Raw genomic sequence first — 23,849 nt, 5'->3', positions numbered from 1 at the left:
GGGAGACGGCCATGCGATGCGCTCCTGTCCTGCTGGCCGTGCTGCTGACCGCGTGCGGCCAGCAGCCGGCCGAAGACTTGGCCGCAACCTTGGCCGCCGATCCCGTGCGGCTCAAGGCGCTGCGCGCCCAATGCGCAACCGACTGGCAAGCCGTTGGCGAAGACGCCTGCCGCGCCGCCGCCGAGGCCTTCCGACGGCGGTTCTTTGCCGGCCAGACCGGGCCAGACGAATACCGGACGCTAGCCGAACTGCCGCCGATCCCGGCGAGCTTCGACACACCCACAGACGGCGAGCCGGAAGGCGACACGCCGCTCGCCGCTACGGAGGACACGCCATGAACGACGTGACCATCATCGATCGCTTCCTCGATACGTTCTCGCGCTACATCGACTCGGGTTTCGGGCTGCTGCAAGGCGAAGTGGCGTTCCTGACCGCCACGCTCATCGTCATCGACATGACCATCGCCGGGCTGTATTGGGCCATGAGCCACGCCACAGGCCAGGGCGAGGACGTGATTGCCAAGCTGCTGCGCAAGGTGCTCTATGTCGGTGCTTTTGCCTACATCATCGGCAACTTCAACTGGCTGGCCAGCATCGTGTTCCGGTCATTCGCCGGTTTGGGCATCACCGCCACCGGCTCGGCCATCACGATGGAGAACTTCTTGCAGCCGGGCCGGCTGGCGAAGACGGGCATCGACGCGGCTGCACCGATCCTCGATCAGATCGGCGACATGGCCGGCTTCCCCGAAGTGTTCGTGAACCTCGACCCCATCGTGGTGCTGTTCATCGCCTGGCTGGTGGTGATCCTCTGCTTCTTCGTGCTGGCGGTACAGCTTTTCATCACGCTGATCGAGTTCAAGCTGACCACGCTCGCCGGTTTCGTCTTGATTCCTTTTGCGCTCTGGAACAAGACCTCTTTCCTCGCGGAAAAGGTGCTCGGCAACGTGGTGTCGTCCGGCATCAAGGTGCTGGTGCTGGCCGTCATCGTCGGCATCGGCTCGGGCCTGTTCGCAGAGTTCCAGGTGCATCCCGACGAGCCTTCCATCGACCATGCGCTGGTCGTGATGCTGGCCTCGCTCGCGCTGCTGGCGCTCGGCATCTTCGGCCCTGGCATCGCAACCGGCCTGGTTTCCGGTGCGCCGCAGCTCGGCGCGGGCGCGATGGCCGGGGCTGCGGTCGGCACCGTCGGCACCGGCGTTGCCATCGGTGCCGCCGCGACCGGCGTGGGCGGTGCGGTCATGGCCGGGGCGCGCATGGCCCCAGCCGCCGCCAAGCTGGCCGGCGCGGGTGCCCGTGCCGCCACGTCGGCGGCCAGCAGCGCCAAGTCCGCATTCCAGGCCGGTTCCGCCGCAGCGGGCGGCGGGGCCAAGGGCGCTGCTGCTGGCCTCGGCAACGTGGCCAAGACCGGCGCGCAGGCCGCAGGCCGCCGCGCTGCATCGGGTGTGTCCGCTGCCGGGCAGAAGGTGGCCGGTTCCTTCCGTGCTGGCTGGAACGGTGCCGATGCTGGCGCTGCCGGTTCCGGCCAGGCCGCCGCAGGCGAAGGCGCAGACAGCGCCGCCAGCGCACCGAAGCAGGAGCAGCCCGCTTGGGTCAAGCGGATGCACCGCCGCCAGCAGATCACCCATGCCGCGACCACCGCCGCCCACACGCTGCGCGGGGGCGACGGTGGCGGCTCGGGGCAAGGCCCGAGCCTGCGCGATTCCGATACCTAATCTTCAAGGAGAACACCCATGCGATTAAAACGCCCGCAGGTGCGCTATGCCGATACGCCGCAACCTGCCACCCCGTACCAATCCGCCGCGCAAGTGTGGGACGAGCGTATCGGCTCGGCCCGCGTCCAGGCGAAAAACTGGCGATTCATGGCCTTCGGCTGCCTGGTGCTGGCGCTGCTGATGGCGGGCGGCCTGGTGTGGCGCTCCGCGCAGTCCATCGTCACGCCCTACGTCATCGAGGTCGATCAGGCCGGCCAGGTGCGCGCCGTGGGTGAAGCCGCCACGCCATACCGACCCGCCGATGCGCAGATCGCGTTCCACCTGGGCCGCTTCATCGGCATGGTGCGCTCGCTGTCGATCGACCCGATCGTGGTGCGGCAGAACTGGCTCGACGCCTACGACTACACCACCGACCGCGGCGCGGCCGTGCTCAACGACTACGCCCGCACCAACGATCCGTTCGCCCGCATCGGCCGTGAGTCGGTGACGGTGCAGATCACCAGCGTCGTGCGCGCCAGCGACACGTCTTTCAACGTGCGATGGACGGAGCAGCGATTCGTCAACGGCGCACCCGCTGGCACCGAACGCTGGAACGCGGTGCTTTCCACCGCCCTGCAAACCCCGCGCACTGAACAGCGCCTGCGCAAGAACCCGCTGGGGATCTACGTCAACGGCCTGTCGTGGAGCCGCGAACTGGATTCTTCCGAAGGAGCCAAGCCATGAACCTGCCTTTCCGCTTTTACGCTTTGCCGTTGATCCTGCTTGCCCTTGCGGGCTGCGCCTCGCAGGGCAAGCCGCCGCCGTCCATCTCGCTCGATGAGCCGGTACAGGCGCAGCCGCTGCCCGAGCCACCCAAGCCTGTCGAAGTCGTTGCCGTGCCTGAACCGCTGGCGCTGCCGGCGCAGCTGAAGCCGTTGCCTGAAGTAGATGCGGCCGCGGCCGTGCCGGAGCCGGCCGACGAGAAGGTGCGCGTCTCGCGGGCCAACGCGGAGGCGCGCATCGCGCCGACCCGCGAGGGCTACGTCAATGCGATTCAGGTGTGGCCGTACAGCGACGGCGCGCTCTATCAGGTCTATGCCGCGCCGGGGCGCGTGACGGTGGTTTCGCTCCAGCCAGGCGAGGAGCTTGTCACTGTCGCCGCCGGCGATACCGTGCGCTGGATCGTCGGCGACACCTCCAGCGGCAGCGGCGCCGACCTGCGCGTGAACGTGCTGGTCAAGCCGATCCGCTCGGCCCTGAAAACCAATCTGGTCATCACCACCAGCCGCCGGACGTACCTGCTGGAGCTGACCTCGACGGAAAAGGCGTGGATGGCTTCGGTGTCCTGGGACTACCCGAAAGACCGGATGCTGGCCTTGCAGCGTCAGGCACAGGCGGCCAGCGCCGCCGCGCCAGTCGATACCGGCCTGTCGCTGGAGAAGATCCGCTTCCGCTACGCGGTGTCGGGCAGCAATCCGCCGTGGAAGCCGCTGCGTGCCTTCGATGATGGCGAGAAGGTCTATATCCAGTTCCCGCAGGGTATCGCCCAAGGCGAGTTGCCGCCCTTGTTCGTCATCGGCGCGCAGGGTGATGGGCAACTGGTGAACTACCGTTTCCGCTCGCCGTACTACATCGTGGATCGGCTGTTCGGCGCGGCCGAACTGCGCCTGGGCGGTGATGGCGGCGATGTGGTGCGGATCGAACGCACGGATGGCGTGGCGCGGAGGAACTGATCATGAGCCAGGACGACACTCCCGACCTTGCCACGCCGCAGGCGGGCAAGGTAGCACCCGAAGCGGTGGCGCTGCGCGCGCAGCCGCGCCCGGTCACGCGCCTGAACCGGCGCACGCTGGCCATCCTCGCCGGAGGCCTGTCGGTCGCCGTGCTCGGCGCGCTGATGTGGTCGCTGCAACCGCAGCGGCGCGGTGCCACGGAGCAGACCGAGCTTTACAACGTCGATCGCGTCTCCAAGTCGGAAGGGCTGGACGCGCTGCCGGCGGACTACTCCAAGCTGCCGCCGAAGGTGCCGGAGCTGGGGCCGCCGCTGCCGGGCGATCTTGGCCCGGCCATCGTGAAGTCGCAGCAGCCGGTGACTGCCGCCTATGCGGCCCCCGGCCATGACCACAACGACGCGCTGCGCAAGGAAGCCGAAGCGGCAGCGGCCTCGACAGTGTTCTTCCGCTCGGGTTCGCAGAAGGCCGCGCCGGTGGCGCAGACGCAGGTAGCCGCCGCGCCGGGCTTCGCCGCTAATGCGGCCTTCGACCCGCTGGCGGCTGGTCCCGCCTCAACGGCCGCCCAGCCTGCCGACCCGACCGCCGTGCAGAATCGGCAAGACCAGAAAGAGGCGTTTCAGAAAGCCGGAACCACGGAAACCCGTAATTCCGGCAACCTGACCCTGCCGGCTTCGCCGTATCAGGTCATGGCTGGAACGGTAGTCGCAGGTGCCTTGGTGACTGGCATCAAGTCGGACTTGCCGGGCGACGTGATCGCCACGGTGACGGAGCCGGTCTATGACACAGCCACCGGCAAGTTTCTGCTGATCCCGCAGGGTTCGCGCATCCTGGGCAAATACAACAGCCGAGTCAGCTACGGGCAGAGCCGCGTGCAGGTTGTGTGGAACAGGATCATCCTGCCCGACACGTCTTCGCTCACGCTCGACAACCTGGCCGGCACCGACCCGGCCGGTTATGCCGGGCTGGAAGACGATGTGGATTGGCATTGGGGCCGCATCTTTGCCGGAGCGGCGCTGACGACGCTGCTGGGCGTCGGCGCCGAGCTGGCCGCGCCGGAGAGTCGCCAGGACGGCGATCGCGTCATCATCGCCGGGCGCGACAGCTTGCAGGACAGCGTGAATCAGGTCGGGCAGGAAATGACACGGCGCAACCTCAACATCCAACCGACCTTGACCGAGCGGCCGGGCCTGCCGCTGCGGATCATCGTCAACCGCGACTTGGTGCTGCGGCCGTACCAGCCGATGTTCTTTAACCGGGGGACTTCACGATGAGCACAGCCAAGAAGTTGCGCCTGGGGCCGCTGCCCAAGACCGAGAACGTCAAACTGACCTTTGCCTGCCCGGCCAGCCTGAAAGCAAACCTCGACCGCTACGCCGCACTGCACGCTCAGACGTATGGCGAGGCGGTCGATGCAGAGAAGCTGATTCCGCATATGCTGCAGGCGTTCATTGCTGGTGACCGGGGATTCAGACGAGAACGGCAAGGTAACGCGGGCAGAAGGAAAACCGCATTGCCATAGCTGAGCCACACCTACACGATGAAACACCGAATCGTGATCAATCCAAATCCGTGCATCACAGTTTCAGAAGACTTCGTTTGTCCATATGATGCAGCGCAATCCCCACGACAAAGCCAGCACCAACGTTCCACATGCACAGAGCGGCGCAGGCCAGGACCACGATCCGATCGCCCCGTGCGGCAGGCAGCACGCTACTGCCCAAGGCAAGTTGGACGCCTGTGAGGAACAGGACGACGCCAAGCACCGCCGTGGGAAAGAGCTGGAACAGCGCATCCACCGACGCGCTGAACAACAGAGCGAGAGTCAGCAGAACGCCGCCAAGAATGACGACCGATCCGCCAGTCCTGGCGCCAAAGGCAAGATGCGCAGCCATGCCACCCGCGCCATGGCACATCGGAACGCCGCCCACGGCCCCGCTGAAGAGGTTCATGATGCCCGTGGAGACGGCAACCCTGCCTTCGGTCACCGGGCGTTGCGGAAAAAGCCGGTTGTTCTCGTCGGTGATGGCGATCACCGCATTGCCCAGGGTCAGCGGGATCTGCGGCAGCGCCAACAGCACGACGCCCACGAAGAGCTGGTTCCAGGTGACATTGGCCAGAGCGAATGACGGCGGCCGGAAGCCGATGCCGGCGTGGCCGATCCGAGAGATCAGCTCGGGGTTCTGAGCGGCGCCCACCGCAGCGCCGAAGACCAGGAGAACGAACATCGCAGGCACGGTCCGATTGCCCATCAGCAGCAGCGTCCCGACCATTCCGATGAGCGCGATGATCCAGTCGCTCTGCATCATCTTGATCCCCTGCAGCATGAAGCCGAAGCCGAGTCCCAGAACGACGCCGATGACCACGGCGGGCGGCACCAGCCTGGCAATGCGCCCCATCCATCCACTCACACCGAGAGCGAGCCAGAAGACACCCGTCGCCAACGCGGCGGTGTAGACGGCCGCTGGCGTGACCACCGCCGTTTGCACCGCCTGGATCGACGCAACGGCGCCGATGGCCTTCATCGGTTGCACCGGGAAGGGTGTCTTGTAGTACAGGCCGCAAGCGACCATGGATACGCCGAAGGCAAAGAGCACGCCGAACGGATCGAGCTTGAGGACGCCGATATAGGCCGCGACGAACGGCACCAGCGTGCCGAGGTCGCCGAATGCCCCGGCCCATTCCATGCGGTCATAGCGATTGCCGGCTTGGCTGGGAGAGGCTGCAGTGCGGTGAAGCTCGGGTTCCACGGATTCGACTCGCAAGACAATCGAATATTCTGGCCCATGGCTTATGCGAGCTGCGGCATGTGCTTATGGCTCAAAGATGGGTTCGACGGGAAGCCCCTTCAGGCAGAGGTGGCCGAGAGAACTGGCTTGCAGCACTCATCCTTCGAGCCGCAGACACCCGAGACATCCATGAACGACGCGAGGATGGCGCAGTCGTGCGAGGTGTCGCCGTCGCAGCGCGCCCGCAAAGCCATGAGTTGGCGGTCCAGATCGCGCAGGGCCTTCAGGCGCCGCCGTACGTGTGCGATGTGCTTGTCCAGCAGTGCGTCGACCTGCGCGCAAGCCTCGGAGGGCGCGGCCGCGAAGTCCAGCAACTGGCGGATCTCGGGCAGCGGAATGTCCAGCGAGCGGCAGTGTCGTATGAAACGCAGGCGCTCCAGGTGGCGGTCGGCATAGAGGCGGTGGTTCGAGGACTCCCGCGTCGGTGCCTCCAGCAGGCCCTCGCGCTCGTAGAAGCGCACGGTCTGCACGTCGCATTCGGCCTTGGCGGCCAGTTCTCCGATCTTCATGGTCTTACTCCAATGCTTGCGCCTTGGCCTCCCATCCTGTCAGCTTCCGGCCTTCATCAGCGTGCGCAAGTCCTGCGCAACTTCCTTCGGGCTCTGTTCATGCCGCACGGCCAGGCGCAATCGGCCCTCGGGATCGACGATGTAGGTCAGCGCCGTGTGGTCCATCGTATAGGAGGTGCCCGTCGGAACCTTGGCGTAGTGAATCTTGAATTCCCGGGCAACCGTCTCGGTCGCAGGAAGGTCGCCGCGCAGCGCTATGAAGCCGGGATCGAATGCAGCCGTGTAAGCCCGAAGGACCTCAGGCGTGTCACGCTCGGGATCGACCGTGACCAGCAGCACCTGCAGCTTCTCCGCGTCCGAGCCGAGCAGCTGCCGCACCTCGACGGCCCGCGCGAGCGCGGTGGGGCACACGTCGGGGCACTGCGTGAAGCCGAAGAACAGCATCACGTAGCGGCCCTTGAACTCGTCGAGCGTGCGCGTGCGGCCTTCCGGGTCCTGCAGCGCGAAGGTACGGCCGAAGTCGGCGCCCGTCAGGTCGATGGCGTGGTAGCTGGGCGGACTGCGCTCGCAGCCCATCAATGCCATGGTCAGCAAGGCTCCGCCGGCCATGAGTGCGGTCCGACGTCCCATGCCGCGTGTCTTGGCGGCCCCCGGCGACGTGCTGGTCCACTTCCCGCTCATGGCGCCTTGCGAGCGCGCTCGGCCTCGCTCTTGACCATCTCCATCAGCACGCGCGGGTCCGGCTCGGGCAACGGCTTGCCGTTGACGAAGAAGGTGGGCGTGGCGCGAACCCCCACAGCCTTCAGGTCGGCCACGTCCTGCTCCAGCAGCTTGTCCACTGCACCGGTCGCCACGTAGGCGCGGGCCTTCTCCAGGTCCAGGCCGGCGGCGCGCGCGAACTCCCAGGCCCGCCCGGTGGCCGGGGTGCTGTGGCTGGCCCACACCGGCTGGGACTGCATCAGCGCATCCATGACCGGCTCGAAGCGCTGCTGCTGGCGCGCCGCTTCGAGGATCTGCACGCCAGCGATGGATGGCTTGCGGTGAAAGGGCACGTAGCGGATCACCAGCCGCACATCCTTCGGGTGGGCAGCCAGGATCTGCTTGACGTAGGGATAGAAGGCGCGGCAGGCCTCGCAGGCCGGGTCGAAGAACTCGACGATGGTGACTGGGGCGTTGGCCGGCCCCAGGACCGGCGAGTGCTCGCGCACCATGACGTCGAACTGCGCCGTGGCCCGTTCGACCGCCTGCTGCCGCTCGTGGCGCTGGTAGAGGAAGGCGGCCGCGGCAAAGGCCACCAAGGCGAGGAGGGCGGTGACGATGACGGTGGTGGTGCGACGGGTCATGGAGAGGTCCGGGAACGGGTGATGACGAGCAGCATGGCGATGGCGCAGAAGGCGGCCAGCGCCAGCACGGGAAGCGGCAGGCCACTCAGGATGGTCATGTCGGCGCTGGTGCAGGAAACGCCTTCGCTGCAAGGAGCGATGCTCTGCGGAAGGAGTCCGAGGTAGAGCCCGCTGTGAAAACCCGCCACCAGCGCACCGCAGATCGCCAGCGGCAGCGCGTAGCGCCAGACGGCCGCGTCCGTGCGCAGGGCCGCCACGCCCAGCACGATGGCCAGCGGGAACATGAAGGCGCGCTGGAACCAGCACAGGTTGCAGGGCGCCTGGCCCATGATCTCGCCGACGAACAGCACGGCGAGCGAAGCCAGCAGCGCGATCAGCCAAGCGCCGAACAACGGCGCCCAGGCGGTGTGGCTCTTCTCGACTGTCACGTCAGTCATGGACAGCCTGCCGGTTGCGGATCAGCCGCGACGAATTGGCCAGGATGCCGATGTCGGGGATGGACTGCAGCGCCGCCGCGTAGATGGGCGGCAGCAGGCCGAAGGCCGCCAGCGACAGACCCACGAGGTTGTACAGCGCAGTAAAGCCGATGTTGGTGTGCACCACGCCCATGGTGCGCCGCGCGATGCGCACGGACTCGGCCACGAGCCGCCAGTCCTCGCGCATCAGCACGATCTGGGCCGCCTCCATCGCCACGTCGGTGCCACCGCCCATGGCAATGCCCACCTCTGCCTGGGCCAGTGCGGGGGCGTCGTTGACGCCGTCGCCCACCATCAGCACGCGATGGCCCTGGCTTTGCAGTTCGCGCACGATGCCGATCTTGTCCTCGGGCAGCAGGTTGGCCCGGTAGCCCAGGCCCAGCGGCGCGGCAATGGCGGCGGCTGTGCGCTCGTTGTCGCCGGTCAGCAACTCGATGCGCTGGATGCCGGCAGCGCGCACGGCGGCCAAAGCGTCAGCCACCTCGGGGCGCAGCGTGTCCTGTGCGGCGAACACGCCGGCCAGTTGGCCGTCCACCGCCATGAACAGCAGCGTCTTGCCTTCGCCTTTGAGGCGCAGAGCCGCATCCGAGGCCGCGCCATCGCTGCCTTCGGCCAACATGCGGCGGTTGCCAATCTCGACGATCCGCCCTTCGATCTCGGCGCGCACGCCCCGTCCGGGCAGCGCCTCGAAGCGCGCCGGCTCCTGCGCCGTCTGGCCGCGCTCCGCGGCCAGGGCACGCACGGCCTCGGCCAACGGATGCTCGGAGTGCCGCTCGGCGGCGGCGGCCAAGCGCAGCAGCGTGCCTTCGTCCAGCGTGCCCAGCGGCACTACATCGGTGATGCGCGGGCGGCCGGTGGTCAGCGTGCCGGTCTTGTCCACCAGCATCACATCGCACTTCACCAGCGCCTCGATGACCTTGCCGCCCTTGATCAGCAGGCCCTGGCGCGCAGCGGCGCCGACCGAGGCCATCATCGCGATGGGTGTGGCCAGCGCGAACGAGCACGAGCAGGCCACCACCAGCACCGCGACGGTGGCCAGGATGTTGCCGCTGAGCAGCCAGGTCAGCAGCGCGATGGTCGCCACCACCGGCAGGTACCAGGCGCTGAAGCGGTCGGCCACGCGCTGCACCTTGCCGCGGTTGGCCTCGGCATCCTCGACCAGTTGCACGGCGCGCCCGAAGGTGGTGTCGCGGCCGATGCGCTCGGCGCGCAGCTTTACGTGCCCGAGCCGGGCCAGCGTGGCGGCGTAGACCTTGTCGCCAGGCTCGGCCTCCACCGGCATGCTCTCGCCGGTGATGGCCGCCTGGTCGAAGGTGGCCTGGCCTTCGAGCACGACGCCGTCCACCGGCACACGCTCGCCGGGGCGCACGATGACCACGTCGCCCGGCACCACCGTCTCGATCGCCACCTCGACTTCCGTGCCGCCGCGCTGCACGCGCGCCGTCTGCGGGACCAGGGCTGTCATTTCCTTGAGCAGCCGGCGCGCCCGCTCACTGGTGAAGCGCTCGGTGAACTCGCCCATGCGCATGAAGAACACCACGATGGCGGCCGTGGTCCACTGGCCGATGGCCAGCGCGGCGATGGCGCCCACGGTCATCAGCGTGTGGCTGGTGACCTCGCGGCGAAGCGTGCTCTTGATGACGTCCCTGAAGATGGGATAGCCGAACACCAGTACAGCCGCCAGGCCTGCCCAGAAGGGCACGCGCTCGGTGAGCGCATCGAACAACCCCAGCCCTTCGCCCATCACCACGACGAACAGGATGGCGCCGAACAACAGGCCCAGGGTCGTGAACAACTGGCGCTGCAGCGCCTTGGCCTCCAGGACGTGGCTTGGCGGCGTCTCATCCTCCGCCGCAGCGGTCACCGGCTGCGGCACCGTGAAGCCGACCTTCTCGATGGTGGCGCGCAGCGCATCAGGCGTCGCCACGCCCGCATCGAACTGGATCACCGCTTTCTCGGCGTTGAGTAGCACGTCGGCGTTCTGCACGCCAGGCACGCGCATCAGGGCGCGCTGCGCCTTGCGTGCGCAGGCCGCGCAGTCCATGCCCGAGACGGGTAACTCCAGCGTCTGGATCATGGCTGTGCCGCCGGCACGTCGAAGCCGGCATCCTCGATGGCGGTAACCAACGCCTCGCGCGTGACGCGGGCGGGGTCGAACTGCACCACGACCTGGGGCGGCTGCAGCGAGGTCTGGGCTTCGGCGACGCCGGGCAAGGCGCGCACGGCCTTGTCCACGCTGCGCACGCAGCCGCCGCAGTCCATGCCGGCCACGGGCAGGGTCAGGCTTTGCAGGTGAGAGGTCTGGGTCATGGTGGTGCTCCTGAAAGGGGGTCGGGGATGGGATGAAAGGAGATGAAACCTACAGCCAGCGCCGCACGCGCGCGGCGTAGGCATCGAAGTCGGCGCCGAAGCGATCGCGCAGCGCGGCTTCCTCGGGCTTGATCTGGAACACGGTCAAGTAGCCGATGAACACCGGCAGGATCAGGAACGCCGACAGCTTGGTCAGGTACAGCGCCCAGGCCAGCAGCACGAGCAGAAAGCCCAGGTACATCGGGTTGCGCGTGTAGTGGTAGATGCCGCGCACGACCAGCGAGGTGGCGGCCGCGGGGCGCATGGGGTCCACCGTGGTGCGGGCTTGGCGGAAGGCCAGCACGCCGGCCAGGCAGACGGCCGCGCCCAGCAGCGCGAGCGCTGCGCACAGGCCGGTGTGCCACGGACCGAGGTGTGGCAGCTCGGCAATGGCCGGCAGGAACCACATCGCTGCAGCCGCGAGCGCCACAAGGGCCAGCGGCGGAATCTTCAGCGCCAGCCCTGATGTCGCCTGGGGGGGCGGACGGTCAGTGCTTGCCATGGTGCGCGGCTGCGCCCGTGCTGGCGCCCGGTGCGCTCGTGGCCCCGATCGGAGCCGCCAGCAGCTCGACATTCACCTTGCCGGCACGCTGCAGGAGCAGGGTGACCGGCACCTTGGTGCCCGGGCGGATGGGCTGGGTGAGTTCCAGGAACATGACGTGGATGCCGCCGGGCTTGAGTTCCACGGTCTTGCCAGGTGGCAGTTCCACACCATCCTTCTGCCAGCGCATGCGGGACACCTCGCCGACGATCTCCATCGTGTGGATCTCGGCGCGGCCGGCGATGGGGGACGTGATCTCCAGCAGGCGGTCCGCTTCTTTTCCTTCGTTCGTCAGGGACATGTAGCCCGCGCCGGTGGGGGCAGCCGGTGGTGTCGCCCGTGTCCAGGGCTTGTCGATGCGGATGGCGCCTGCCCGCGCGTCCTGAGCGAAGGCGCTTGTGGCCGCGGCGAATGCCAGGGCCAAGCCGAGAATGCGTGGCAGAAAGCGGAGAGTGCGAAGCGTGTTCATGCGGCGGATTTCAAGTTCTGGGGCGACTGCTTGACTGCCCGAGTGCGGGCTATGGGCGTGATCGTAGAACCTATAGTTGGTATAGGTGCAAGCCCGTTGAACAGCCGACACGAGAGCTGTGCCCGGAATGGCTTGAACGAGGCCGTGGTCACTCCCGTCCAGCGCATCCGGCGCGTATGCGCCGCGCTTGGGCCGAGTTGCCGTTTAGGCGCTGGCCTTCGAATGCGCGTGCCCGTGGTGCGCGTCCGGCACGTGCGGATGCGCGTGCGTCACCGGCGCGTGGCGGTGCGGATGGCTGTGCGTGCCGGTCGGCATCACGGCATGTGTGTGGTCGTGGTGCCCGTCGTCGTGCCGATGGGCGTGTTCATGCTCCAGCGCCTCGTGGGCGTGCTCGTGGTCGTGCGTTTCCACCAGATGCAGCAGCACGCCCAGCACCATGAGCAGACACCCCAGCGCCAGCAGCCAGGAGGCGTCGCGCTCGCCCAGCGTAAAAGCGGCGGCCGCGCCGATGAACGGGGCGAACGCGAACACGGAGCCGGTGCGTGCGGCGCCGAACGCGCGTTGCGCCAGCAGGTACAGCCGCAGGCTCAGTCCATAGCCGGTGGCGCCGACGGCCAGCAAGGCCAGGGCGGCACCGGCCGTCGGCAGGGGTTCGCCGCGGGCCCAGGCGAGCGCAGCCGTGGCGCTGCTGCCCAGCACGGCCTTGACCAGCACCACTTGGCCCGGGTCGCGCTCGGCCAGGGCGCGCGACAGCGTGTTGTCGGCGCCCCAGGCGGCGGTTGCCAGCAGCAATGCCAGCAACCCCCAAAGCCGTGCGTCGCTGGCTATGCCCTGGTCCAGCAACAGGACGGCGGCGCCGGTCGTCAGCAGGCCCATCGCGGCCCAGACGCGCCGGTCCATGGTCTCGCGGTAGAGCCAGTGGGCGAGCAGCGCCGTGAACAGGGCTTCAGCGTGAGCTTCAGCGATGCGCTGGTGGCGCTGGTCTGCTGCAGCCCCCAGGCCAGCGCCACCGGCCCCAGCGCGGCGCCGAAGGCCGCCATGGCGCCCAGCCTAGGCAGATCACTCCAGCGCAGCCGCGCCTCGCGTTCACGAGGCTGGCGTGACAACAGGCCGATGAAGGCGGCCCCGGCGTACAACAGCGCGGCCGTGGTGAGCGGCCCCAGGCCGACACCGAAGCGCTGGATCAGCGGCGTGCTGAGTCCGAACAGAACGGCGGCAAGCAGTGCCAGCAGTCCGCCGCGTAGGGCAGGATTGTACCGACGCAGGGCGGCGCTCGGTCATGGCCGGTCAGGCTCGAGCGCGGGCTTCGCGCCCAGGCGCGGCAGCAGCTTGACGTAGACCAGTTCGCTGACGAGTTCCACCAGCGTCTGCGCGACGATCACCGCCGGTATCCAGGGCACAGTGCCGGGGATGGCCAATCCGAGCGGCAGAACCACCAGCGAGTTGCGGGTCGCGCTGCTGAACGCCACGGCCCGGCCCTGGTCGGCCCGGCAGGCGCCAGGCGCGCGCCACGCTCCATCCCAGCAACGGCGCGGCAGTGGCTAAGACCACGTAGACAGGCACGACAGCCCGAACGGCGTCCAGCGCCAGACCGAGTTGGGGCATCACCGCCACCACCACGACGAACAGTACGGCAGCCGTCGCCTGCACGGGCAGCAGGCCCAGGGCCGCCACGGCGGATCAGCCCGTGCCGGAACGTGCCGCCCAGGCCTGGCAGGCGCCGGCCAGCGCCAAGGGCACGGCGAAAGGCGTGCAGGAACGGCTCCCACTGCACCAGGCCTTTCGCCGCATCGCCCAGGAACAGTCCCAGGAAACCGGGAGCAGCACCATCTCGGCGCCCAGCAGCACCGCAGCAGGCGGGCGTCTGCCCGGCCCAGGAGGGCGAAGGTCACCACGTAGTCGATGCAAGGCGTCAGCAGCACCAGTAAGGCACCAATGCGCAGCAGCGGGTCGGCCGGAAGCCACGGCAGCAATGCGGCGACCAGCAACGGCAGCACGACGAAGTTCGCCGTCAGTAGCGCGCCGAGGAAACGCAGGTTCGACACGGCGCGGCGCAGTTCGGTCAGCGGCACCTGCAGGAAGGTCACGAACAGCATGAAGCCCAGCAGGGGATCGATGGCCGGCGCCAGCGCGGTCGTGCCGGGGACCTGCCATGCCAGGACGGCGGCAAGCACCACGGTGGCGAAGTAGATGGCGACCTGCCGGGTTTCGAGGAATTCGCGTAAATTGACGGAGGACACGGACAAAGAGCCGTTGCCAACGGAGGGCACGCCACCCGAGGTGGCTGCACGATACGGGCACGGGAGGTATTGCCTCCACAGGTACCACAGGATTGAACCATGGACAGTCGCACGCACTGGGATCGCGTCTACACAACCCGCTCCGCCCAGGAGGTGAGCTGGTATCAGCCGCACGCCGAGCAATCCCTGGCGCTGATCGAGCGCATCGCCGCAGGGCGGCCGAGCCGCGTCATCGATGTGGGCGGTGGGGCCTCGACACTGGTCGACGACCTCCTGCAGCGCGGTCGGTTCGAGATCACCGTCCTCGACCTGGCGGCCGCGGCGCTACAGGTCGCTCGCGAGCGCCTGGGAGAGCAGCAGGCCCGGCGCGTGCAGTGGCTGGCGGGGGACGCCACGTCCGTCGCTCTGCCGGAAAGGGCCTATGACATCTGGCACGACCGAGCCGTGTTCCATTTCCTGACCGAGCCCGAACAACGCGCGGCCTATGTGGCCCAGGTGCGCCGTGCGGTGCGTCCCGGCGGCCATGTCATCGTGGCCGCCTTCGGGCCGGATGGTCCGCTTCAATGCAGCGGCCTGCCCGTCAGGCGCTATTCCGCAGATGCTCTGCACGGCGAGTTCGGGGATGCCTTCGAGCTGATGGAGCACACGGCCGAAGCCCATCACACGCCGGGCGGCGCGATCCAGCAGTTCGTCTACTGCCACTGTGTCATGCACTGACGAGCGGTACGACCGTGTCAGCTGCGGCGCCCGTGCGTTCGCCATGCCGAAGCACCCATATGGCACCTAGCCCGAAACAGGGCAAGAGCACGCAGCGACCAAGATATGACCTATCTCTTGGTTCCGTAAGACTTTTCTCACCCACTGTTTAAGTTCAAAAGAACTTGACAGCGGACATTTTTCATTCCACCAGCGCCGGTGCGGCGTCGATGCGCGAATGTGCGCCGCAGCTCTCGCGCCGCGCGGCGGCGGCCGTGGCCATGAGCCAGCAGACATCGAGCTGGTTGCGCAGCGCATGCGGGACGGCGGGCTCCAGTGTCTCGCGCCATGCAGCGATGCGCTGCAGCGCGAGGGCCAGTCCCTGGTCGCTGCGCTGTATGCCCACGCAGTCCTGCATGAGCTGGCGCAACTCCTGCGCGACGGCGGCCGTGTCCTGCTCCTGTGCGCCGGCCTGCAGGGTTTCGGTCGGCCGTGCCGGCGCTGGGGCGGCAGCCGGCTGCTGCGCGATGGCCCGGGCGGCCGCGCCCCCCATCACCACGCATTCGAGCAGCGAATTGCTGGCCAGCCGGTTGGCGCCGTGCAGGCCGGTGCGCGCCACCTCGCCAATGGCGCGCAGGCCATCGACATCCGTGCGTCCGTCGATGCCGGCCAGCACGCCGCCGCAGGCGTAGTGGGCGCAGGGGGCGACGGGAATCGGCTGCGTGGCAATGTCGATGCCATGGCTGGCGCACAGGGCCATCACACCGGGGAAATGCGACTGCAGCCAGGCACGTGGCCGGTGGGTGATGTCCAGGTGCACGAAGGCCAGGCCATGGCGGTCCATCTCGTGCCGGATGGCCCGGGCCACGATGTCGCGCGGCGCCAGTTCGGCCCGCTCGTCATGGGCAGGCATGAAGCGCGTGCCGTCCGGCAGGCGCAGCAGGGCGCCTTCTCCGCGCAATGCCTCGGAGACCAGGCCGGCCGCGCGGCCGCCCACCTGCAGGGCCGTGGGATGGAACTGCATGAACTCCAGATCACCCACGCGGCAGCCCGCGCGCCAGGCCATGGCCACGCCGTCGCCCGTGGCGGTGGCCGGGTTGGTGGTGGCGGGATAGACCTGCCCCAGCCCGCCCGTGGCCAGCACGGTATGCGTGGCATGCCAGCGCTGCTGGCGGCCATCGGGCAGGCGCACCAGCGCGCCTGTGCAGTGCGCAGGCTGTCCTTCGGTCAGCAGGTCCAGCGCGCTGGTGTGCTCATGCAAATCGATGTTCGTGCGCTCCCGGCAGGCGCGCAGCAGGGCGGCATGCACGGCCTGTCCCGTGCAGTCGGCGGCATGCACGATGCGGCGGCGGCCGTGGCCGCCTTCGCGCGTGAGGTGCAGGCCACCGCTGTCGTCGCGCGTGAAAGGCACGCCGTGGGCCACCAGCCAATCGATGGCGGCGGGCGCCTGCTCGAGGATGGCGCGCACGGCCTGCACGTCGCACTGGCCCGCGCCCGCGACCAGGGTGTCGGCCAGGTGCTCATCGATGCTGTCCCCGGCATCCATCACGGCGGCAATGCCGCCCTGGGCCCAGGCGCTGGCGCATTCCTCGGCCGCGCCCTTGCTGAGCAGGGCCACGCGCAGGTGCGGCGGCAGCGACAGGGCGGCGGCCATGCCGGCCAGGCCGGCGCCGATGACGAGCACGTCCATGGAGGGCTGGGTCATGGCGTGCTCCTCAGGCGGGACCGAAATGCTGGAAGAGCGCCGCATCGCGCGCGAGGTCTCCGCTGGCGCGCACGGGCTGGCGGTGGCCTGCGGCAAAGGCCAGCATGCGTTCGATGGGCTGGCGCGCGGCCTGGGCGATGGCGGGGTCCACCTCGATGGCGCACAGGCCTTGCTCCAGCGCCAGTTCCACGCCGTGCAGGCTGTTCATCGCCATCCACGGGCACATGGCGCAGCTCTTGCAGGTGGCGCCCTGGCCGGCCGTGGGCGCGGGCAGGAAGGTCTTGCCCGGGTAGCGCATGCGCATGTCGTGCAGGATGCCCAGGTCGGTGGCGACGATGAAGGTGTCGGTGGGCAGCCGGCCTGCCGCGTTGATGAGCTGGGTGGTGGAGCCCACCACATCGGCCTGGGCGGCCACGGCGGCCGGCGACTCGGGGTGCACGAGGATGGCGGCCTGCGGGTGCTCCAGCGCCATGGCGGCCAGTTCGTCGGCCTTGAACTCGTCATGGACCAGGCAGGAGCCATGCCACAGCAGCATGTCCGCGCCGGTCTGGCGCTGGATGTGGGCGCCCAGGTGGCGGTCGGGAGCCCAGAGGATCTTCTCGCCGCAGGCGTGCAGGTGGGCCACGATGTCCTGTCCCACCGACGATGTGACCACCCAGTCGGCGCGCGCCTTCACCGCCGCGCTGGTGTTGGCGTATACCACGACCGTGCGGTCCGGGTGGGCGTCGCAGAAGGCGCTGAACTCGTCGGCCGGGCAGCCCAGGTCCAGCGAGCAGCTGGCGTCGTCGTCGGGCATGAGCACCCGCTTTTCCGGGCTGAGGATCTTGGCGGTCTCTCCCATGAAGCGCACGCCGGCCACGACCAGGGTGCTGGCCTGGTGCTGGGCGCCGAAGCGCGCCATCTCCAGCGAATCGCCCACGCAGCCGCCGGTCTCGCGCGCCAGGTCCTGCAGTTCGCCGTCCACGTAGTAGTGGGCCACGAGCACGGCATCGCGCTCGTGCAGCAGGGCGCGTATGCGCTCGGCGGTCCGAAGGCGCTGGGCGCGGTCAAGCTCGGGGGGAATGCGGGCCCAGGCCTCGCCGATGCCGCACTGGCCGGCGAGGGAGAAATGGGGCTTGTCGTACTGCACGGATTTGAGCTGCATGGTGGCCGTCCGGGACTGTGGAAAGGGCTGGTGATGGCTGCGAATAATATGCTCAATTTGAGTATTAGTGTGGTGTTTTTTGCCGCACGGGTGTTGTGCGGCGGCAAGGGGAAGAGGCGCCGAGAGGGCCTTGAAAAGCGCTGGAAGCGCTGGCAGTGCGCGTGACGGGCCGCGTCAGCGCTGCAGCTGCACGTTGTTGCGGCCCGCGCCCTTGGCCTCGTACAGCGCTTCGTCGCCACGGCGCAGCATGGCCGCGGCCGTGTCGGTGGCGCTGCGCAGCGTGGCCACGCCCACGCTGGCGGTGACGGGCTCGCCATGCGCCATGGGCGTGGCGGCCAGCAGTTCGCGCAGTTGCTCGGCAATGGCCACGGCGGCATCGGCCGTGGTGTCGGGCAGCAGCGCCAGGAACTCTTCGCCGCCCATGCGGGCCAGCACGTCGGACTCGCGCAGCCGCATGCGGAATGTGCGCGCCAGGGTACGCAGCACGGCGTCGCCCATGTCGTGGCCATGCTGGTCGTTGATGCGCTTGAAGTGGTCCACGTCGATGACGAGCACGCTCAATGGCCTTCCGCTGCGGCGCGCAAGCGCCATGGCGAAGTCCAGCTGGAAGTCGAAGCCCCGGCGGTTGAGCAGGCCCGTGAGCGGATCGCTGCGCGCCTGGTGCTCCAGTTCGGCATTGGCCTGCTGCAGCTGCAGCGTGCGCTCGCGCACCTGGCGCTCCATGGCCTCGTTGGCCGAGCGCAGCTGGGCAATGCTGCCGCGCAGCGCCTGCGAAAGGCGATGCACCTCGCGGCTGCTGTGCAACTGCGGGATGTCGGAGGCCGCGCCGCTGCCGTCGATGCCATTGGCGGCGCGGGCCAGGCGCTTGAGATCCTGGCTCAGCCTGCGCGCCACCAGCCAGGCGATGACGGCGGCCACCAGCGCGGCCGCCAGGCCGCCGGCCAGCACCTGGTGCATGGCCTGGCGCGCGGGCGCGTAGGCGCTGTCGTGCGGCTGGCGGGCCACGATGTGCCAGCCCATGGCCGTTGCCCTGTTGTGGGCCTGCAGCGGCACGGTGGCCGTCAGAAAGCTTTGAGCGCTGTCCTGCCAGCGCGCCACCTGTACGTGCAACAGCGTGGCATCGGCCGTGTCGGCAGACAGGGTATGGGCCACCGGCAGGCGCTGGTCCAGGGCCAGCAACGGCTCCAGGCTGTCGCCCGGGGCGTGGATGAGCCGGCCACGCCGGTCGAAGATGAACAGGCCGATCTGCCGGTCGGCGCTGTCGGCCTGCTGCAGGGTCTGCATGGTTTCGCGCACCCATTCCCAGCTGCTTTGCATGCACAGCACGCCCTGGGTGAGATCGCCCACGCGAATGGGCGCCGCGAAGTCCATGAACCGGCGCGGCGCGCCGTCGGCCGCAGGCGGCAGCAAGGCGGACATCACAGGCGAGGATGCGCGCACATCGCCCACATGGACGCGCTGCAGGCCCGGCTCGAACCAGGGCCGGTCGCTGACATCGAGGCCCACCAGCACCTGGTCGGTCGCGCTGCGCACCGTGCCCTCGGCGTCGGCCACGCCGATCCAGAGGCTGGTGGGCGTCAGCGAACGGGCGCGGTTGAGCAGTGCACCCACGCCCGGGGAGTCCAGCCCCTGGATCCAGAGCTCCGGCGAGGCAGCGAGCACTTCCACGGTATGGGCGCGGCTGAACAGGCCATCGGACAGCTGCCGGGCGGCGTTGGAGGCCATGGCATGCAGCGAGGCGCTGACCTCGCGCTCCATGCGCCAGCGCAGCAGCTCGCCGAATGCCAGGGACATCAGCACCGTCACGCCCACCAGCAGCGAGCCGAAGACCAGGGCCAGTTGCGTGCGCAGGCCCAGGCGCTGCCAGCGGCTGGGCGCGGTGCTGGAAGCCGGGGCGGGGGAATCCGGGGGGAAAAGCTCGTTCAACGCAGAAATCCGCTTTCAACTGTTCTGGAGTGCAACCCGGCGCATGGCCAGGCGGGTGGCTGCAAGATCCCAGCCACCCCAGCCACAGCATTTGAACAGCACGGGCGAATCCGAGCGCGGCCATTGCTCGCGCACCACCTGCTCCAGCGTGGGCAGGGCGGCGACATCGATGCCGGCCTGCAGCAGATCACCGGCCTCATGCAGCGCATCCCCGGTATCGACCACCACGCGGCCAGACTGCAGCAAGCCCTGGCACAGGCCGGGTGCCAGCTCCACCATCTGCGGCGTGAAGGCACCGACGGCCGAGATGAAGGCATCGCTGCGCGGCGCCTCGCGCAGCACCACGGCCCGGGCGGGCGTGCAGGTCACGATCAGCGGGCAGTGGCGCGCCGCCGCCTCCACATCCTCCACGGCGGTGGCCTGCAGTCCCATGGCCCGGGCCTGGTCGACCAGCGCCTGGGCGCTCTGTGCGCTGCGCGATGCCACCTGAACCTCGCGCACGCCCAGGCCAGCGGCAAAGGCCTGCAAATGGGCCAGGCCCTGCACGCCGGCGCCCACGATCAGCAACGGACCCTGCGGATTCGGCGCCAGCCTTTGCGCGGCCAGCAGCGATACGGCGGCCGTGCGCCTGGCGGTGACCGTGGGGCCGTCCAGGATCAGGCGGCGCTCGCCCGTGGCCACGTCGAACACCACCACATCCCCCTGGATGGTGGCGCGCGGCGTGCCGGCGTTGCCGGGCGTGAAGCTGATCAGCTTGGTCATGGCCACCTGGCCGTCGGTGGCGGGCATGCAAAACAGGCTGCCACCGGCCGGCAGGGGCATCACGATGCGCGCCGGCACCTGCGCTGCCTGGGGCTGCAGCAGCAGGGCGGCGATCTCGTCGGCCAGTTCGTTCCAGGGCAACAGCCCGGCCGTGGCCTGTGCGTCAAGGGCGATGGAGGAGGGCATGCTGGAATGGCTCATGGCCGCGACTGTACACAGTAGGCTCGGGCCGGCCAATTCGCGGTGTGTCCAGCGGTGTGCACAGGCCCGCGAGGGCCTGCGCAGGCACTACGATGTCGCCTATGTCACAAAAGCCTTCTTATCCGCGCGAAGAGCCCCGCTGGGACGGTTCGGCGCGGCCCGAAGCTCCGCGCAAGGAATCGGCTCCGCGCTATGAGCAGCAGCGGCGCGGACCCGCGCCCGAGCCGTGGCAGCGCGAGCAGCCGCCCAGCGAGCAGGCGCCCGCGCCCCGCAGGCCCGGCGAGCCGGCACGCGAGCGGCGCAGGCGCGGCGGATGGGGGCTGGGCCTGGCGGTCGTCATCGGCCTGGGCATCGTCGCCGCGCTGCTGGCCGCCATGGTGCTGGTGGCCCGCGAGCAGGTCCTGCGCAGCCAGGCGCCACCGGCCACCGCCCCCATGGCGGTGCAGCCCGTGCGCTGATACACGCCGTATCATTGTCGGGACTGCGGCCGCTGCGGGCCCGCAGGTTCCGACGTAATATCGCCGCCCGATGCTGCAGGCTGCAGCACAGATCCAGGAGTGAACACCATGAGATGGGAAGGCAACCGCGAGTCGGACAATGTGGAAGACCGCCGTGACGAGGGTGGCGGTGGCGGCGGCCCCGTCTTCGGCGGACGCAGCATAGGCATCGGCACCATCGTCATCGCCCTGGTCGGCGGCTGGGTGCTGGGCATCAACCCGCTGACCATCCTGGGGGCGCTCAGCGGCGGCTCGCCGGTGCAGGTGCAGCAGCCTCAGGGCCCGGCCCACAAGCCTCCGGCCGATGACCAGCTCGCCCGCTTTGTTTCCACCGTGCTTGCCGATACCGAAGATGTATGGCGCGATGTGTTCCGCCAGGGCGGCGCCCAATATACCGATCCCAAGCTCGTGCTGTTCCGTGGCGCAACGCCCACGGCCTGCGGCACGGGGCAGTCGGCCATGGGACCGTTCTACTGCCCTGCCGACCAGAAGGTGTATATCGACCTGGGCTTCTACGAAACGCTCAAGAACCAGCTGGGCGCGCCCGGCGATTTCGCCCAGGCCTATGTGATTGCCCATGAGGTGGGTCACCACGTGCAGAACCTGCTGGGCATCAGCGCCCAGGTGGACCGCGCCCGTGGCCGCGTCAGCAAGGTGGAGTACAACCACCTGTCGGTCAAGCTGGAACTGCAGGCCGATTGCCTGGCCGGCGTCTGGGCCAACCGCGCGCAAAGCGCCCGCCAGATCCTGGAGCAGGGCGATGTGGAGTCGGCCATGAATGCGGCATCCAAGATCGGCGACGACGCCCTGCAGCGCGCAGGCGGCGGTGCCGTGGTGCCGGACAGCTTCACGCACGGCACCAGCGCCCAGCGCCAGCGCTGGTTCGGCACCGGCCTGCGTACCGGCAGCGTCAAGTCCTGCGACACTTTTTCGGCTGCTTCCCTCTGAGAAGTACCCCCACGCTCGCGTTGCTGCGCAAGCTTCGCCGGCCCCTGCGAGGGGCCGCTTTTTCATCTGGAGGCTGTCCGGCGACGAAAAAATGCCCGCATTGCGGGCCCTCATACCGGGTTTTTGCGGGTTGCGCTCACACAACGCCATGCTTGTCCAGGTGCCAATTGGCGTTATTGCAACGCACAAATCGCGCTAGGTGCGACAATAGCGCTCTCAATGACAAGCTCTTTCTCCAATCTCCAGCTGGCTGAGTCCCTGGCGCGCGCCGTGGCCGACATGGGCTACGAGTCCATGACGCCCATCCAGGCACAGGCCATTCCGGTCGTTCTGACCGGCAAGGATGTCATGGGCGCCGCCCAGACCGGCACCGGCAAGACGGCGGCGTTCTCGCTGCCGTTGCTGCAGCGGCTGATGCGCCACGAAAATACCTCCGCTTCGCCTGCACGCCACCCCGTGCGGGCGTTGGTGCTTTTGCCCACACGCGAACTGGCGGACCAGGTGGCCCAGCAGATCGCCCAGTATGCGAAGTACACCAAGCTGCGCAGCACCGTGGTGTTCGGCGGCATGGACATGAAGCCGCAGACGCTGGAGCTCAAGAAGGGGGTCGAGGTGCTGGTGGCCACGCCGGGCCGCCTGCTTGACCACATCGAAGCCAAGAACGCCGTGCTCAACCAGGTCGAGTACGTGGTGCTGGACGAGGCAGACCGCATGCTGGACATCGGCTTCCTGCCCGATCTGCAGCGCATCCTGTCGCACTTGCCCAAGACACGCACCACCTTGCTGTTCAGCGCCACCTTCTCGCCCGAGATCAAGCGCCTGGCCAGCAGCTACCTGCAGGACCCCGTCACCATCGAGGTGGCCCGCCCCAACGAGACGGCTTCCACGGTGGAGCAGCGCTTCTACAGCGTCAGCGACGACGACAAGCGCTATGCGCTGCGCTCCCTTCTCAAGCAGCGCGGCATCCGCCAGGCCTTCGTCTTCTCCAACAGCAAGCTGGGCTGTGCGCGCCTGACGCGTGCCCTGGAGCGTGATGGCCTGCGCGCAACGGCGCTGCACGGCGACAAGAGCCAGGACGAGCGCCTGAAGGCGCTTGAAGCCTTCAAGCGCGGCGAGGTGGATCTGCTGGTGTGTACCGATGTCGCGGCCCGTGGCCTGGACATCAAGGACGTGCCGGCCGTCTTCAACTACGACGTGCCCTTCAACGCCGAAGACTATGTGCACCGCATTGGCCGCACGGGCCGTGCAGGCGCCTCCGGCATTGCCGTGACCCTGGTGACCAACCACGATGCGCGCCTGGTGGGCGAGATCGAGAAGCTCATCAAGAAGAAGATCGACGTCGAGGCCTGCCCCATGGAAGATTTCCGTGGCAGCGCGCCGCGTGGTCATCGTTTTGACGAGCTGCCGCGCCAAGGCAGCGGCGGTTACGGTCGTGAACGGGATCGCGGCGCCGAGCGTGGCGATCGCGGCGGTGATGCGTCGCGGGGCAGTGCAGGTTTTGGCCATCGCGGCTCGCGCATGGCCCAGCGCCCGGCGCACTCGGACCCGTTCTTCGACAAGCCCTACGAGGCAGCCGCCAGCGTCGATGCGAGCTGGGACAGCCAGGGTGCTGCTTCCGCGCCCAAGGCGGGCGGCGGCATCAAGCCCAAGCGCAAGCTGGCCGCGTTGTTCAAGGCGCCCGTCGCGCCTGTCCCGCCTGTGGCACCCGCCGCCACTTCCGAGGTCTGAGCACCGCGCAAGACGCCTGCCTCACGAAAAACGCCTGCCTTGCAGGCGTTTTTTTCATCGCCGGGCCGCCCCAAGATGAAAAAGCTCCCCCTCGGGGGGCAGCGGA

At 68.6% G+C, this 23,849-nt stretch carries 23 protein-coding genes and 2 pseudogenes; 10 read left to right on the top strand and 15 right to left on the bottom strand.

The window, feature by feature from the left end; genetic code table 11:
* The first annotated feature begins 11 nt into the window (after nucleotides 1–11).
* From ACFPFG_RS09540 to ACFPFG_RS09515, 6 genes are read left to right on the top strand one after another with little or no spacing between them, the layout of a single operon-like run.
* Nucleotides 12–338, top strand: coding sequence for a hypothetical protein (locus tag ACFPFG_RS09540; protein ID WP_380106208.1), 327 nt, complete (start codon nucleotides 12–14; stop codon nucleotides 336–338).
* Nucleotides 335–1,711 (top strand): P-type conjugative transfer protein TrbL, encoded by a 1,377-nt coding sequence (gene trbL / locus ACFPFG_RS09535; RefSeq protein ID WP_380106206.1) that lies wholly within the window; start codon nucleotides 335–337, stop codon nucleotides 1,709–1,711. Before ACFPFG_RS09540 ends, trbL begins: the two co-directional genes overlap by 4 nt.
* Before the next feature lie 18 nt (nucleotides 1,712–1,729).
* The gene (gene trbF / locus ACFPFG_RS09530) at nucleotides 1,730–2,434 is read left to right on the top strand and encodes a conjugal transfer protein TrbF (protein ID WP_380106204.1); all 705 of its coding nucleotides are present in this window, start codon (nucleotides 1,730–1,732) and stop codon (nucleotides 2,432–2,434) included.
* Nucleotides 2,431–3,423, top strand: coding sequence for a P-type conjugative transfer protein TrbG (gene trbG / locus ACFPFG_RS09525; RefSeq protein WP_380106202.1), 993 nt, complete (start codon nucleotides 2,431–2,433; stop codon nucleotides 3,421–3,423). The genes trbF and trbG overlap by 4 nt, the downstream gene beginning before the upstream one ends.
* A 2-nt stretch (nucleotides 3,424–3,425) precedes the next feature.
* Complete coding sequence (locus tag ACFPFG_RS09520; protein ID WP_380106200.1) at nucleotides 3,426–4,694, top strand: TraB/TrbI/VirB10 family type IV secretion system protein; 1,269 nt, start codon at nucleotides 3,426–3,428, stop codon at nucleotides 4,692–4,694.
* On the top strand, nucleotides 4,691–4,942 hold the full coding sequence (locus ACFPFG_RS09515) for a DUF2274 domain-containing protein (RefSeq protein WP_380106198.1): 252 nt from the start codon (nucleotides 4,691–4,693) through the stop codon (nucleotides 4,940–4,942). Before ACFPFG_RS09520 ends, ACFPFG_RS09515 begins: the two co-directional genes overlap by 4 nt.
* A 55-nt stretch (nucleotides 4,943–4,997) precedes the next feature.
* Here ACFPFG_RS09515 and ACFPFG_RS09510 read toward each other — a convergent pair whose 3' ends face one another.
* The 11 genes and pseudogenes from ACFPFG_RS09510 to ACFPFG_RS09460 all read right to left on the bottom strand — a co-directional run bounded on the left by ACFPFG_RS09510 (nucleotide 4,998) and on the right by ACFPFG_RS09460 (nucleotide 14,136).
* Nucleotides 4,998–6,170, bottom strand: coding sequence for a putative sulfate/molybdate transporter (locus ACFPFG_RS09510; protein WP_380106197.1), 1,173 nt, complete (start codon nucleotides 6,168–6,170; stop codon nucleotides 4,998–5,000).
* A gap of 98 nt (nucleotides 6,171–6,268) precedes the next feature.
* Nucleotides 6,269–6,718, bottom strand: a complete 450-nt coding sequence (gene cadR, locus ACFPFG_RS09505) for a Cd(II)/Pb(II)-responsive transcriptional regulator (RefSeq protein ID WP_380106196.1) — start codon at nucleotides 6,716–6,718, stop codon at nucleotides 6,269–6,271.
* Nucleotides 6,719–6,757: 39 nt separating this feature from the next.
* Nucleotides 6,758–7,327, bottom strand: a complete 570-nt coding sequence (locus ACFPFG_RS09500) for an SCO family protein (RefSeq protein WP_380106195.1) — start codon at nucleotides 7,325–7,327, stop codon at nucleotides 6,758–6,760.
* Between the two features lie 68 nt (nucleotides 7,328–7,395).
* Entirely contained in the window at nucleotides 7,396–8,061 is a 666-nt protein-coding gene (locus ACFPFG_RS09495) for a DsbA family protein (protein WP_380106193.1), read from the bottom strand.
* Nucleotides 8,058–8,498, bottom strand: coding sequence for a disulfide bond formation protein B (locus tag ACFPFG_RS09490; protein WP_380106192.1), 441 nt, complete (start codon nucleotides 8,496–8,498; stop codon nucleotides 8,058–8,060). Before ACFPFG_RS09490 ends, ACFPFG_RS09495 begins: the two co-directional genes overlap by 4 nt.
* Entirely contained in the window at nucleotides 8,491–10,614 is a 2,124-nt protein-coding gene (locus ACFPFG_RS09485) for a heavy metal translocating P-type ATPase (RefSeq protein WP_380106190.1), read from the bottom strand. The genes ACFPFG_RS09490 and ACFPFG_RS09485 overlap by 8 nt, the downstream gene beginning before the upstream one ends.
* Nucleotides 10,611–10,847, bottom strand: coding sequence for a heavy-metal-associated domain-containing protein (locus tag ACFPFG_RS09480; RefSeq protein WP_380106188.1), 237 nt, complete (start codon nucleotides 10,845–10,847; stop codon nucleotides 10,611–10,613). The genes ACFPFG_RS09485 and ACFPFG_RS09480 overlap by 4 nt, the downstream gene beginning before the upstream one ends.
* A gap of 49 nt (nucleotides 10,848–10,896) precedes the next feature.
* A complete protein-coding gene (locus ACFPFG_RS09475) occupies nucleotides 10,897–11,388 on the bottom strand; it encodes a methyltransferase family protein (protein WP_380106186.1) in 492 nt (163 codons plus the stop codon).
* Nucleotides 11,375–11,896, bottom strand: a complete 522-nt coding sequence (locus tag ACFPFG_RS09470) for a copper chaperone PCu(A)C (protein ID WP_380106184.1) — start codon at nucleotides 11,894–11,896, stop codon at nucleotides 11,375–11,377. Before ACFPFG_RS09470 ends, ACFPFG_RS09475 begins: the two co-directional genes overlap by 14 nt.
* A gap of 204 nt (nucleotides 11,897–12,100) precedes the next feature.
* A pseudogene (locus tag ACFPFG_RS09465) lies at nucleotides 12,101–13,161 on the bottom strand (DMT family transporter).
* Between the two features lie 12 nt (nucleotides 13,162–13,173).
* Nucleotides 13,174–14,136, bottom strand: a pseudogene (locus tag ACFPFG_RS09460) (arsenic resistance protein).
* Nucleotides 14,137–14,235: 99 nt separating this feature from the next.
* Here ACFPFG_RS09460 and ACFPFG_RS09455 point away from each other — a divergent pair.
* Nucleotides 14,236–14,853, top strand: a complete 618-nt coding sequence (locus ACFPFG_RS09455; RefSeq protein ID WP_380106182.1) for a class I SAM-dependent methyltransferase — start codon at nucleotides 14,236–14,238, stop codon at nucleotides 14,851–14,853.
* 181 nt (nucleotides 14,854–15,034) lie between these two features.
* On the opposite strand, the gene nadB is transcribed toward ACFPFG_RS09455, so the two are convergent.
* The 4 genes from nadB to ACFPFG_RS09435 all read right to left on the bottom strand — a co-directional run bounded on the left by nadB (nucleotide 15,035) and on the right by ACFPFG_RS09435 (nucleotide 20,570).
* Complete coding sequence (gene nadB / locus ACFPFG_RS09450; RefSeq protein WP_374618380.1) at nucleotides 15,035–16,537, bottom strand: L-aspartate oxidase; 1,503 nt, start codon at nucleotides 16,535–16,537, stop codon at nucleotides 15,035–15,037.
* 10 nt (nucleotides 16,538–16,547) lie between these two features.
* Nucleotides 16,548–17,681: a quinolinate synthase NadA gene (gene nadA, locus ACFPFG_RS09445; RefSeq protein WP_183017667.1), complete on the bottom strand. Its 1,134-nt coding sequence runs from the start codon at nucleotides 17,679–17,681 to the stop codon at nucleotides 16,548–16,550.
* Between the two features lie 174 nt (nucleotides 17,682–17,855).
* Nucleotides 17,856–19,607, bottom strand: coding sequence for a diguanylate cyclase (locus ACFPFG_RS09440; protein WP_380106179.1), 1,752 nt, complete (start codon nucleotides 19,605–19,607; stop codon nucleotides 17,856–17,858).
* 15 nt (nucleotides 19,608–19,622) lie between these two features.
* On the bottom strand, nucleotides 19,623–20,570 hold the full coding sequence (locus tag ACFPFG_RS09435; protein ID WP_380106177.1) for a delta(1)-pyrroline-2-carboxylate reductase family protein: 948 nt from the start codon (nucleotides 20,568–20,570) through the stop codon (nucleotides 19,623–19,625).
* A gap of 101 nt (nucleotides 20,571–20,671) precedes the next feature.
* Between ACFPFG_RS09435 and ACFPFG_RS09430 the strand changes: the two genes are divergently transcribed.
* From ACFPFG_RS09430 to ACFPFG_RS09420, 3 genes are all read left to right on the top strand, one after another.
* On the top strand, nucleotides 20,672–21,028 hold the full coding sequence (locus ACFPFG_RS09430) for a hypothetical protein (RefSeq protein WP_224986416.1): 357 nt from the start codon (nucleotides 20,672–20,674) through the stop codon (nucleotides 21,026–21,028).
* A gap of 108 nt (nucleotides 21,029–21,136) precedes the next feature.
* Entirely contained in the window at nucleotides 21,137–22,015 is an 879-nt protein-coding gene (gene ypfJ / locus ACFPFG_RS09425; RefSeq protein ID WP_380106175.1) for a KPN_02809 family neutral zinc metallopeptidase, read from the top strand.
* Nucleotides 22,016–22,234: 219 nt separating this feature from the next.
* Nucleotides 22,235–23,743, top strand: a complete 1,509-nt coding sequence (locus tag ACFPFG_RS09420; RefSeq protein ID WP_183017672.1) for a DEAD/DEAH box helicase — start codon at nucleotides 22,235–22,237, stop codon at nucleotides 23,741–23,743.
* The last annotated feature ends 106 nt before the right edge of the window (nucleotides 23,744–23,849 follow it).

Origin of the sequence: Delftia deserti (genome assembly GCF_042653485.1) — a bacterium.
In the GTDB taxonomy this organism is placed as follows: domain Bacteria; phylum Pseudomonadota; class Gammaproteobacteria; order Burkholderiales; family Burkholderiaceae_C; genus Comamonas; species Comamonas acidovorans.
The sequence above is the reverse complement of the archived record's forward strand: the minus strand, read 5'-3'. Positions and strand labels throughout refer to the sequence as shown.